Below are 12,151 nucleotides of genomic sequence, written 5' to 3'. Positions count from 1 at the left end.
CCCTGGGGCTGAGGACCGGGTGCGGGTACGAGACCGGGCCGCCCAGGTGCCTCAGGGGAGCCGGGGCGCGGGGATCGTGGCCGCCCCCGACTCGTACAGCGCGTGCGCGGCCCGCAGCACCAGGGCGTCCGCGTGGCGCGCGCCGATCAACTGGACCCCGATCGGCAGGCCGTCGCCGTCCACCCCGCACGGCACCGTCGCCGCCGGCTGCTGCGTCAGGTTGAAGGGATACGTGAACGGCGTCCACCCCGTCCAGTGCCGGAGCCCCGACCGCGCCGGGACCTCCACCCCCGCCTCGAACGCGGTGATCGGCAGCGTCGGGGTGACCAGCAGGTCGTACGAGGTGTGGAAGCGGCCCATGCGCCGCCCCAGCTCCATCCGGGTGTCCACCGCCGCCAGATACTCCAGGGCGCTCAGCCGCGCGCCCTGCGCCGCGATCCGGCGCAGCCCGGGGTCGAGTGCCTGCCGCTGTGGCGGCCCCAGCGGCTCCAGCAGCCGGGCGGCGCCGCTGAACCACAGGGCGTGGAAGGCTTCCACCGGGTCGGCGATGTCCGGATCGGCCTCCTCGATATAGGCGCCGAGGCCCGCCAGCGCGCTCACCGCTCCCCGTACCGCCGCCGCGACCGCCGGGCGGACCGCGACCTGGCCGCCGAACGACGGCGAGTAGCCGATCCGCAGCCCTTTCACCCCCTCCGAGAGCGTCCCGCTCACCCCCGCCGCCGGGCCCAGATGCGACCAGTCGCGCCAGTCCTCGCCGCTGATCACATCGAGGAGCAGGGCCGCGTCCGCCGCGTCCCGGGCCATCGGGCCGACATGGGCGAGCGTCCCGAAGGGGCTGGACGGATACAGCGGCACCCGCCCGTAGGTCGGTTTGAGGCCGAAGACGCCGCAGAAGGAGGCCGGGATACGGACCGACCCGCCGCCGTCCGTGCCCAGCGACAGCGCCCCCGCGCCCAGCGCCACGGCCGCCGCACTGCCTCCGCTGGAGCCGCCCGCCGTACGCGACGGGTCGTACGGATTGCCGGTCACCCCGTGCCGGGGCGAGTCGGTGACGCCCTTCCAGCCGAACTCGGGCGTCGTCGTCTTGCCGAGGAGGACCGCGCCGTGCGCCCGCAGCCTGCCGACCGACGGCGCGTCCTCGTCCCAGGTGCCCTGCGCGCGCACGGTCGCGGAGCCGCGCAGCGTGGGCCCGCCGCGCTGGAGCAGCAGGTCCTTCACCGTCACCGGCACCCCGTCCAGCAGCCCGCGCGGCTCACCGCGCCGCCAGCGCTCGGCCGACCGGCCGGCGGCGGCGAGGGCCGCCTCGGCGTCCACCCGGACGAACGCGTTGACCAGTGGCTGGACCTCCTCGATCCGGTCCAGTGCAGCCCGGGTCGCCTCGACGGGGGAGAACTCCCCGCGCCGGTAGCCGGCGAGCAGTTGGCGGGCGGTCATCCCGGCCGGCCCGGTGGGCGTCCCGGCCGGACCCGTGGGCGTCCCGGCCGGTCCGGCGGGCGGGGGCGGCGGCTCGTTCAGCGGGGCAGTCATACACGCTCATTCATCGGGGTGGTCATGCATGGGGACGTACCCACGTTTCTTGTCGACCACGTTCGGGAACGGCTTTCCGGCCTCCCACAGCTCGAACAGGTCCACGAACTGTTCCCCCAGCCGGTCGCGCCAGCCGACCGTGTCCCCGCTCATATGCGGCGAGACGATCAGCCCCGGCACGTCCCACAGGGTGCTGTCCGGCCGCAGCGGCTCCTCGCCGAAGACATCGAGGGCCGCGCCCGCGATCCACCGGTTCCGCAGCGCGCGGACGAGGTCGCCCTCGACGACCAGCGGGCCGCGCCCCACATTGACGAAGTGCGCCGACGGCTGCATCAGACCAAAGCGCCGGGCGTCGAACATGCCGCGGGTGGCATCGGTGAGCGGGGCCGCGGCCACGATCCAGTCGGCGCGGGCGAGCAGCGGATCGAGTTCGTCCGCGCCATGGACACCGGGGCGCGCGGTACGGCCCACGACCGCCACGGTGACGCCGAGCGACCGCAGCGTCCGCGCCACGGCCCGGCCGATCGGGCCCGCGCCCACCACGGCCGCCCGGGTGCCGGCCACCCGCACCCCCTCGCGATGCCGCCACCGCCGCTGCCGCTGGAGTTCCAGCGTGCCGGGGAGATCCTTCGCCAGCGCGAGCACCAGCGCGGCGACGTACTCGGCGATCGGCTCCTCGAAGATGCCCCGGGCATTGGTGACGACGGTGTCGGACGCGATCAGCTCCGGGCAGAGCAGCCGGTCCACGCCCGCGCTCGCGGTGTGCACCCAGAGCGGCCGGGGTCCTTCGCCGGGCCAGGCGTGCCGTACCGCGTCGGAGGTGAAGTCCCACACGAGCAGCACATCGGCCGTCGGGAGCAGGTCGGCGAGCGAGCCCTCGTCGGCGTGGCGGACCCGGACCCGCCCGGTCAGCCGTCCGAGGCGGGGCCGGACGTCCGGGGCTGCCGCCAGTACGAGAAGCGTTGGTTCGGGCATCGGCGCGAGCCCTTCCGTAGCCGGCTGGGAAGCGTCTGGGGGGTGCGAATCGAAGCGTCTGAGATGTGTGGATTGACCCACGCTCGCACCCGAACCTACCGTCGTCAACAACACGTATGAAGGGGGCGTGCGATGGTTGTCTCCTTTGATGTCTCCTTTCTCGGCGGGCCAGGGCCGCAGCGCGGTGTCGGTGTCGTCGCGCCCTTCGATTTCGCGCTCGATCGCGAGCTGTGGCGATGGGTCCCCGACGATGTCTCGCTGCGCCTGACCAGGACGCCCTATGTGCCGGTGGAGGTCTCGCTCGACCTCGCCCGGCTGGTCAGCGAACACGAGACGCTCCGTGAGGCGGTCCGCGCGCTCGGGGCGTCCGAGCCCGAAGTGGTCGCCTACGCGTGCACGTCGGGCTCCTTCGTCGGCGGTCTGGCCGGGGAGCGGGCCATGTGCGAGGCGATGCGGGCGGCGGGCGAGGTGCCGTCGCTCACCACGTCGGGCGCGCTCGTCGAAGCGCTCGCCGAGCTGGGCGCCGCGCGGATCGCCCTGGTCACGCCCTATACGGAGTCGGTGACCCGGTCTTTGGAGGAGTATCTCGCCGAGGCCGGGGCAACCGTCACGGGCCGCGCCTTCCTCGGACTGACCCGGCACATCTGGAAGGTGCCGTACCGCTCCGTGGTCGACATGGCGCGGCAAGCGGTGGTGGGCGCGGCCGACGCGCTCTTCATCAGCTGTACGAATCTGCCCACCTACGACGCGATACCCCAGCTGGAGGCCGAACTGCGGATGCCGGTGCTCTCCGCGAACCAGGTCACCATGTGGGCCGCGCTCCGCCGGATCGGCGTCCACGCCGTCGGCCCCTACCAGGGGCTCCTGCTCCGCCAGGAGGCGCTTGGACCGAGGCACGGCGTGGTACCCGATGTGCCAGAGGTGGTGCCCGAGATGCCCGATGATCAGGAAGGCTGGACATGACCACGGTCGGACTTCTCTACCCCGGACACTCCGCCGAGGACGACTTCCCCCGGCTGGAGGTCCTGCTCGACAGCGACATCCGGCTGCCCGTCTTCCACACCGACATCGGCGAGGACGCCCACCGGGTCGACGCGCTGCTGGAGATGGGTTCGGACGGGCGGCTGGCGGCGGGTGCGGCGGAACTCCGGCTGGCCGGCGCGGAGTCGCTGGTGTGGGCGTGTACCAGCGGGAGCTTCGTCTACGGCTGGGAGGGCGCCCATGAACAGATCCGCGCCCTCGCCCGGACCGCCGGACTGCCCGCGTCCAGTACGTCGTTCGCGTTCGTCCACGCGGTCCGGGCGCTCGGGGCGGGGCGCGTCGCCGTGGGGGCGACCTATCCCGCCGATGTGACGGAACACTTCACCGGCTTTCTGCGGGCGGCGGGGATCGAGGTGGTCGCGGCGCGGGCGAGCGGGATCGTCACGGCGGCGGAGGTCGGGGAGTGGGGGCCGGACCGGGTCATCGAACTCGCCCGCGCGGCGGACGATCCGGCGGCGGAGGTGCTGCTGCTGCCGGACACCGCGCTGCATACGGCGGCGTGTCTGATGGAGCTGGAGGAGGCGGTGGGGAAGCCGGTGCTCACGGCGAATCCCGTGACGGTGTGGGAGGGGCTGCGGCTCGCGGGCCGCCGCGCGTGGGCCCTCCACCTCGGCACCCTCTTCGCCAAGCCGGGCGTCTGACTCCCTACGCACCCGGGTGCGCCCAATCCGCCCGTCGGGCGCCCAGGCGACGTGCCCGGGTGCCCACCATCAGCCCGTCCGGCGGTACGCGACGAGCCCGGGTGCGCCCAATCCGCCTGTCGGGCGTCCACGCGACGTGCCCGGGTGCCCACCATCAGCCCGTCCGGCGGTACGCGACGTGCCTGGGTGCGCGCAATCAGCCCGTCCGGCGTTTGAGGACGGACCCTGGCGCCCTGGTGCCAGGAGTGGGCGGGTGCGTGAACCTGAGGTCCCTTCTTGTCCCGACAGGGACACTGGGCCGATGCCCATCCGACGTGCGCCCCCAGGGGCCAAGGGTCCGTCCTCAAACGCCGGACGGGCTGGATGTGCTCGGGTGCGCAGGGTGCAGCGCCGACGGGCTGGAATTGCCGGGTGCGGAGGGTGCAGCACCGACGGGCTGGGTGTGCCCGGGTGCGCGGGGTGCAGCGCCGATGGGCTGGATGTGTTCGGGTGCGGAGCGCTCGGGCGCAGGGGGATGCCCCGGTGCGTGGGAATAAGCGGAGAGGGCCTCCGGGTTGAGGGGTGTTGTACGTTGCCTCATGCGCAGGAGGACAGACCGAGTGGAAGACGCAATGCCTGGCGACAACGGCGCGAACCCGAACGAGTACGGCATCCGGGGCACCCCCCACGGCACCGCCCCCACCCCCCTGTCCGTACTCGACCTCGTCACCGTCGGCGAGGGCCGCACCGCCGCCCAGTCCCTGCGCACCAGCGTGCGCATCGCCCGCCTCGCCGAGTCCCGCGGCTTCGACCGGCACTGGGTCGCCGAGCACCACTCGATGCCGGGTGTCGCCTCGTCGTCCCCCGCCGTGATCCTCGCGCATCTCGCCGCGCACACCGAGCGCATCCGGCTCGGCTCCGGCGGGGTCATGCTCCCGAACCACGCCCCGCTCGTGATCGCGGAACAGTTCGGCACCCTGGAGGCCCTCGCCCCGGGCCGGATCGACCTCGGGCTCGGGCGGGCCCCCGGCACGGACGGTGCGACGGCGGCGGCGCTGCGGCGGACCGACCGGATGGGGGAGGGCGCCGAGGACTTCCCGCAGCAGCTCGCCGAGCTGACCAGGTTCCTCGACGACGACTTCCCCGACGGCCACCCGTACGCCCGTATCCACGCCGTCCCCGGCCCGGTCCAGGGCCCCGCCGCCCGCCCGCCGATCTGGCTGCTCGGTTCGTCCGGGTTCAGCGCGCGGCTCGCGGGGGTGCTGGGGCTGCCGTTCGCCTTCGCCCACCACTTCTCGGCGCGGAACACCGTCCCCGCGCTGGAGCTGTACCGGGAGACCTTCCGCCCCTCGGCGGTGCTGGCCGCCCCGTACGCCCTGATCGGCGTCGCCGCGCTCGCCGCCGACGACGAGCGCGAGGCCGCCCGCCAGGTGCTGACGGGCGCGCTCTCGATGCTGCGGCTGCGCACCGGCAGGCCCGGTCTGATCCCCTCTCCGGAGACGGCCGAGGCGTATCGGTTCGACGCCGGGGAGCGGGAGTTCGTGGACTCCTGGCTGTCGGAGATCGTCCATGGGACAGCGGGGGACGTACGGGACGGACTGGACGCGCTCGTCAAGCGCACCGGGGCCGACGAGCTGATGATCACGGCCAATGTGCACAGCGGCGAGGCGCGGCTGCGCTCGTACGAACTGATCGCCGACGCCTACGGTCTGCCTCGCCGGAACCAAAAATAGTGGCTGAACTGGTTCATCTCTGAACGTTCCATATGGCCGGTTCAATGCACGCTTAAACCGTCCTTAAACCGCTCGTCACTCAAGGTGGCGGGCGGTTAGCTATGTCACCGCAGGGCCCTGACGAGCGGTTTCTCGGCAGAATTGGTCTAGTCCTTCTTTGGTCGAGACCATTGACGCGGGGGTGGCCGGATCGCTAGTTCTTCTCCCTGTTCCTGTTCCACAGAACTGGATCCCCCCACTATCGGAGGCTGTTCGTGAGCTCCCGTAAACCCCTGATCGCGGTTCTGACGACTGCGGCAATCGCCGCGGGCGTCGCAGCCGGCTTCGTCGTGAACGGCACGGCAAACGCGACGGCGGAAGCCGCCGCGGCGCCCGCCACCGGCGGAGTGAAGATCGCGTACTACGACCAGTGGAGCGTGTACGGCAACGCCTTCTACCCCAAGCACATCGATGAACGCGGCATGGCCGGCAAGCTGGACGTGATCAACTACTCGTTCGGCAATATCCACCCCACCGACCTGACCTGCTTCCAGGCCAACAAGGCGGCGGGTGACGACAACAACCCCAACGCCGGTGACGGCGCGGGCGACTCGTACGCCGACTACCAGAAGTCGTTCTCGGCGGCGGACAGCGTCGACGGCGTCGCGGACAAATGGGACCAGCCGATCGCGGGTGTCCTCAACCAGTTCAAGAAACTGAAGGCCAAGCACCCCAAGCTGAAGATCAACATCTCGCTGGGCGGCTGGACGTACTCGAAGTACTTCCACGACGCGGCCAAGACCGACGCCAGCCGCCAGAAGCTGGTGTCGTCCTGCATCAAGCAGTGGATCGACGGCGACGTGCCCAAGGCCGACGGCTTCGGCGGCCCCGGCACCGCTGCCGGGATCATCGACGGCATCGACATCGACTGGGAGTACCCGGGCTCGAACGGCGGCCACCTCGGCAACCACTACGGCCCCGAGGACAAGGCCAACTTCACGCTCCTGCTGGCCGAGTTCCGCAAGCAGCTCGACGCCAAGGGCGCCGCGAACGGCGGCAAGAAGTACCTGCTGACGGCCGCGATGCCGGCCGGCCAGGACAAGATCAAGTACATCGAGACCGACAAGGTCGGGCAGTACCTCGACTACGCGAACATCATGACGTACGACATGCACGGCGCCTGGGACTCCAACGGCCCCGTGTACCACCAGTCGCCGCTGAACTCGCCCGCGTCCGACCCCACGGACCCGATCGCCCCGGGCACCCAGAAGTACTCCGTCGCCAACGCCGTCGACGCGTGGATCGACGGGAACCCGACCTACGGCATCGCGGGCGGCTTCCCGGCGAAGAAGCTGACGCTCGGTTACGAGTTCTACTACCGCGGCTGGAAGGGCGTCCCGGCCGGTGCGAAGAACGGCCTCGGCGGCACGGCCACCGGCGGCAGCGCACCGCGACCGCTGAGCCAGGCGGCCGGTATCGCCAACTACAAGGAACTGGGCGGCATCGTCGACAACCCGGCGACGACGTTCTGGGACGACGAGGCGAAGGCCGCGTACTTCTACAAGGACGGTGAGTTCTTCACCGGTCTCGACAAGCGCGCGATCCAGGCCCGTGCCGACTACGCCCGCACCCGCGGTCTGGGCGGCGCGATGATGTACTCGCTGATCGGTCTGGACGACAAGACCACCCTGCTGAACGAGATCGTGACGGCGGTCGGTCCCTCCCCCAACAACCCGGACCCGTCGCCGACCAACCCGAACCCCTCGCCCACCAACCCCAACCCGTCACCCACCAACCCGAACCCGACCCCCACGGGGCCGAACCCGGGCTGCACGGCGGCGGCGTGGGCAGCGGGATCGACGTACAACACCGGTTCGCTGGTCTCGCACAAGGGCCGCGTCTGGAAGGCCGGCTGGTGGACCCAGGGCGAAGAGCCCGGCACCACCGGTGAGTGGGGCGTCTGGCGCGACCAGGGCGCCTGCTGAACCGGTCCCCGGTGGCAAGCGAAGTGGCACGCAGTAGGTGGCACGTACCGAAGTGACAAGTGAAGTGACCCAGGACCACTGAGTCCCCCCACAACACCGCCCCCTTCCGGAAGCTGATTCCGGTCGGGGGCGGTCTTCGTCGTAGCGGCCCGGCGACTCGGCGGCCCGGGGCTCCGAGGGCAAGGGCGTCCGGGGCCGGGGCCGGCCGTCAGGCGGAGAGCGCGCCCACCCCGAGCATCTCGTCGATACGGTCGGCGGACACGGCCCGTGAGTACAGCCAGCCCTGCCCGAGGTCGCAGCCGATCCGCCGCAGCCGGGACGACTGGCCCGAGGTCTCCACGCACTCGGCCGTGACGGTGAGCCCGAGGCCGTGGGCGAGCTGCACCAGCGCCTCGACGATCATCTCGTCCGCCGGATTGGGGTGTGCCTCGTCCTGGAAGCCCCGTACGAACGAACCGTCGAGCTTCAGCGCGGACACCGGAAGCCGGCTGAGATACGCCAGATTCGAGTACCCGGTCCCGAAGTCGTCGATCGCGATCTGCACCCCCATGTCGCTGAGCGCCTGGAGCGCCTGGAGCGGGCGGCCCGCCGAGCCCATCACCGCGGACTCCGTCAGCTCCAGTTGCAGCAGTTCGGGGGCGAGCCCGGTCTCGGTGAGGATCTCCGCCACATCCGCCACCAGGTCCGAGTCCCAGACCTGCCGTACGGCGACATTGACGCTCACGAACAGCGGCGGCCGGTGCGGATGGTCCCGCTGCCAGGTGCTGGCCTGACGGCAGGCCGTCCGCAGCACCCAGCGCCCGAGCTGGACGATCGAGCCGTCGTCCTCGGCGATGGAGACGAACCGATTCGGCGCGAGCGTCCCGAACTGCGGGTGGCGCCAGCGCACCAGTGCCTCCACCCCCCGCGTCACGCCGTCCACCAGCCCCACCAGCGGCTGGTACTCCAGGGTGAACTCCCCGCGCTCCACCGCCGGGCGGAGCGTGGAGGAGAGCGCCTGCCGGGTCACCTGGTGCGCGTTGCGCTCGGGGTCGAAGAGGGTCCAGCGGGCCTTGCCGTCGGCCTTCGCCCAGTACAGCGTGGTGTCGGCGGCCTGCATCAGCCCGTTCGCGGTCGTCTCGGCGACCGCCCGCTCGACCACCCCGATCGAGGCGGAGACCGACAGCCGCTGGCCGTCCAGGTCGAACGGCAGCTGGAGCGTGTCCAGCACGGAGCGGGCCAGTTCGGTGAGCTGCTCCGTACCGGTGGACTCCTCGACGAGGATCGCGAACTCGTCGCCGCCGAGCCGGGCCACCAGCCGTCCGCCGCGCCCGTCCCCGACGGCGTTGGCGCACTCGCTGAGCCGCCCGGCGACGGCGGCGAGCAGCCGGTCGCCGACCCGGTGCCCCAGGGTGTCGTTGACGGCCTTGAAGCCGTCCAGGTCGAGATAGCAGAGCCCGATCCGCCCCGTGGAGCCACCGTCGTACGCCGAGGACTCCAGCGCCGCCGTGAGCCGCTCGAAGAACAGCTTGCGGTTGGGCAGCCGGGTCACGGTGTCATGCATCTGGAGGTGGCGCAGCCGGGCGCGCAGCTCGCGCCGGTCGCTGATGTCCGCGACCGAGAGCAGCACCCCGCGGCCGTCGGGAACCGGACCGGCCGTGATCTCCGCCCAGAGGGTGTGCCCGTCGGGGTGCTTGAGCCGGCGCGTACAGCGGAAGCGGGAGCTTCTGCCGTGCAGGACGTCGCGGTACGCGTGCCAGGCGCGGCGGTCCGACGCCAGATCGACCAGTTCGGCCGCGCGCCGGTCCCGCAGCGCGCCGGGCACGGTGCCGAACAGCGTGGCGAGCGCGTCGTTCGCGGCGACGATGCGGCCCTCGTGGTCGAGGAGGGCCATCGCGAGGTGCGCCGCGTTGAACGCGGCCCGGTGGTCTCGCAGTTCGGCGATGGAACAGCCGTGACGCTCCGTGATCTGTGGCCGGGTCCTGTCGGGTGCTGCGACTCCTGCGGGCCCTGTTCCTTCGGAGGTTCCGCTCACCGTTCACTCCCGCAGTGCAGTTGTGTCGTACAGGTGCGTACAGATGTGGTCGGGAAGGGTCGGGTACTTGGGGAAAAGATCGGGAAAGTGTGCCGATCATAGAGGCTGCCGCTGGGGCCGTTCCAGCTCCGCCACCTGGGTGCGGTCCACCCGGGTCGTCCGGACGATCGTTTCTGCACAGGTCTGTACAGGGCTGATTCCGCGCTGACCGAATGTGACGTTCCGTGACCCGTCGGAGTGTCTCGGAGTGTCGGGCGACACCGCCGTGACGCCGTGCGCCGCAGCCGGACCGTTATCGGGCCCGTGGCCCGGCCGACCCTGGTCGATCACCCGAGTGGGGCACCGGAACAGGGCGTACACCCCAAAACCCCTACAAGGTGGTTGAGGTGTCTCCCATTCCGCAGCCGGAGGTCTCGTGGAGGATCAGCAGTCACCCACGGGGCCACCCGGGGGAGCGGCAGGCGGCCGGGCGCCCGGGGGTGGCGCTCCAGGCGGTCTCCGCGCCCGCCCGTGCCGCCGTGCTCCGGGCGCCGGCTCGGCTGTCCCGGGGGCTCCCGGAGCGGGCAGGTGTGACCCGTCGGCCCCTGGTGCCGGGTTGCGTGATCTGTCAGCTCCCGGTGCCGGCCCGCGTGACCCGGCGGCTCCCGGTGCCGGGTTGCGTGATCCGGCGGCTTCAGACGCCGGCCCGGACGACTATCCGGCTCCGGACCACCCCTCGGCTCCGGACCATCCCTCGGCTCCGGGCGGCTCTCCGGCCCTGGGCGCCGACCGGGACGACCTCCCGGCTCCCGGCGCGGACCGGGACGACTCCCCGGCTCCCGCCGCCGCCGTGGGTGGTGGCCCCGCCGGGCCGCGCGGCCGGTCCCGTGGGTGGTGGGGCGCCGGGGGCGGGGAGCGGGGGCGGCTGCGCAGCACGGCGGCGGCGCTCACCTCGCTCATGGCGTTCGCCGCGACCTCCCTGGTCGCGGGTCCTGCCGTGGCCAAGACCTCAGCGGCCTCCTGCGCGCTGCCCCGTACCCCCGTCCATCACTCGCTGGGCCTCGACACCTGGAACTCCGCCTACCCGCGCCCGAACGGCCGGCTCGACGCTGTCATGATCTTCCTGTCGTTCCCGGACGCCGTGCCGCGAACCGATCCGGCCCAGCTCGCCGCCGACCACTTCCCCGAGACCAGCAGATTCTTCGAGCGCGCCTCGTACGGGAAGTTCTCGCTGGTCCCGCACGCGCAGCGCTCCTGGGTGCGGATGCCGAAGGCGTCGACGGCGTACGGCATAGACCGTGACTGGGACGCGCGCAGCCGGACCGAGTATCTGCGGGACGCGCTCGATGCCGCCGACCCCGGTGTCGACTTCTCCCGCCACGACATCGTCTATCTGGTCGCCGACCCGGACGCGCCGGGAGTGGACTCCGACGCCACGAAGGTCGTCAACTTCGACCGCCCGCTGCGGGCCGACGGCACCGACATCAAGCGGGTCGTCACCGTGTTCGAACGGCATCCGCCGGACCGCAATGTGCTGGCCCACGAGACCGGGCACGTCTTCGATCTGCCCGACCTCTACCACCGGCCGGAGAACGGCAAGGGCGACTGGGACACCCATGTCGGGGACTGGGATGTGATGGGCAGCCAGTTCGGGATGGCACCCGATCTCTTCGGCTGGCACAAGTGGAAGCTGGGCTGGCTGGACGGGCGGGCGGTGCGCTGTCTGACCAGGCCCGAGCTGATCACCCTGGAGCCGATCGCCGCACCCGTGCCCGGGGGCAGCCTCGGCACCCGGCTCGCGGTCGTACGGACCGGCCCCGGCACCGCGCTCGCCATCGAGGCGCGCGGGGCGACGGGCAACGACGAGTCGGTCTGTACGGAGGGGGTGCTCCTCTACCGCGTCCGGGCGGACGCCGCGTCGGGCGGCGGCCCCATCGAGGTGGTGGACACCCACCCGGACGGCGAGGCGTGCTGGGACCGGTCGGTCTACCCGGCGCTGGCGGACGCGCCGCTGGGGGTGGGCGAGACCTTCACGGTGCCGGGTGAGGACGTACGGGTCGAGGTCGCGGACCGCACCCGGTCCGGCGCGTGGACGGTCAGGATCACCACGGTGTAGGGCGGGGCGGAAGGATCACCGGGGTGATGACCGCGGGTCCGGATCACCGGGGTGATGACCGGGCGTACGGGTGCGGCGGTGACGGCCGGGCGTACGGGCACTGCGGTGATCGCCGGGCGTACGGGGCACCGCGGTGCGGCCCCGGCGGCCGGGATCGCCTCGGCCGCCCTCAGGGGCAGTGC

The 12,151-nt window shown here is 72.1% G+C and carries 8 protein-coding genes; 5 read left to right on the top strand and 3 right to left on the bottom strand.

Features of this window, described 5'->3' with window-relative positions; translation table 11 throughout:
* Window positions 1-51 precede the first annotated feature (51 nt).
* Together ACWF94_RS18840 and ACWF94_RS18835 are read right to left on the bottom strand one after the other, a co-directional pair.
* On the bottom strand, window positions 52-1,527 hold the full coding sequence (locus ACWF94_RS18840) for an amidase (protein WP_453489139.1): 1,476 nt from the start codon (window positions 1,525-1,527) through the stop codon (window positions 52-54).
* A 6-nt stretch (window positions 1,528-1,533) separates the two neighbouring features.
* The gene (locus ACWF94_RS18835; RefSeq protein WP_453489136.1) at window positions 1,534-2,502 is read right to left on the bottom strand and encodes a D-2-hydroxyacid dehydrogenase; all 969 of its coding nucleotides are present in this window, start codon (window positions 2,500-2,502) and stop codon (window positions 1,534-1,536) included.
* Window positions 2,503-2,634: 132 nt separating this feature from the next.
* Here ACWF94_RS18835 and ACWF94_RS18830 point away from each other — a divergent pair, with 132 nt between their 5' ends.
* The 4 genes from ACWF94_RS18830 to ACWF94_RS18815 all read left to right on the top strand — a co-directional run bounded on the left by ACWF94_RS18830 (window position 2,635) and on the right by ACWF94_RS18815 (window position 7,860).
* The gene (locus ACWF94_RS18830; RefSeq protein WP_453489133.1) at window positions 2,635-3,465 is read left to right on the top strand and encodes a maleate cis-trans isomerase family protein; all 831 of its coding nucleotides are present in this window, start codon (window positions 2,635-2,637) and stop codon (window positions 3,463-3,465) included.
* Window positions 3,462-4,184: a maleate cis-trans isomerase family protein gene (locus ACWF94_RS18825; RefSeq protein ID WP_453489130.1), complete on the top strand. Its 723-nt coding sequence runs from the start codon at window positions 3,462-3,464 to the stop codon at window positions 4,182-4,184. Before ACWF94_RS18830 ends, ACWF94_RS18825 begins: the two co-directional genes overlap by 4 nt.
* Before the next feature lie 611 nt (window positions 4,185-4,795).
* Window positions 4,796-5,896, top strand: coding sequence for an LLM class flavin-dependent oxidoreductase (locus ACWF94_RS18820; RefSeq protein ID WP_453489127.1), 1,101 nt, complete (start codon window positions 4,796-4,798; stop codon window positions 5,894-5,896).
* A gap of 254 nt (window positions 5,897-6,150) precedes the next feature.
* Window positions 6,151-7,860 (top strand): glycosyl hydrolase family 18 protein, encoded by a 1,710-nt coding sequence (locus tag ACWF94_RS18815; protein ID WP_453489125.1) that lies wholly within the window; start codon window positions 6,151-6,153, stop codon window positions 7,858-7,860.
* A gap of 208 nt (window positions 7,861-8,068) precedes the next feature.
* Here the strand turns inward: ACWF94_RS18815 and ACWF94_RS18810 are convergent, their stop codons facing one another.
* Window positions 8,069-9,874 (bottom strand): putative bifunctional diguanylate cyclase/phosphodiesterase, encoded by a 1,806-nt coding sequence (locus tag ACWF94_RS18810; RefSeq protein WP_453489122.1) that lies wholly within the window; start codon window positions 9,872-9,874, stop codon window positions 8,069-8,071.
* Between the two features lie 829 nt (window positions 9,875-10,703).
* On the opposite strand from ACWF94_RS18810, the gene ACWF94_RS18805 reads away from it, so the two are divergent.
* Window positions 10,704-11,969, top strand: coding sequence for a M6 family metalloprotease domain-containing protein (locus ACWF94_RS18805; RefSeq protein ID WP_453489142.1), 1,266 nt, complete (start codon window positions 10,704-10,706; stop codon window positions 11,967-11,969).
* Window positions 11,970-12,151: the final 182 nt, after the last annotated feature.

The sequence above is a fragment of the Streptomyces sp. NPDC055078 genome, assembly GCF_053607985.1.
The sequence above is the reverse complement of the archived record's forward strand: the minus strand, read 5'-3'. Positions and strand labels throughout refer to the sequence as shown.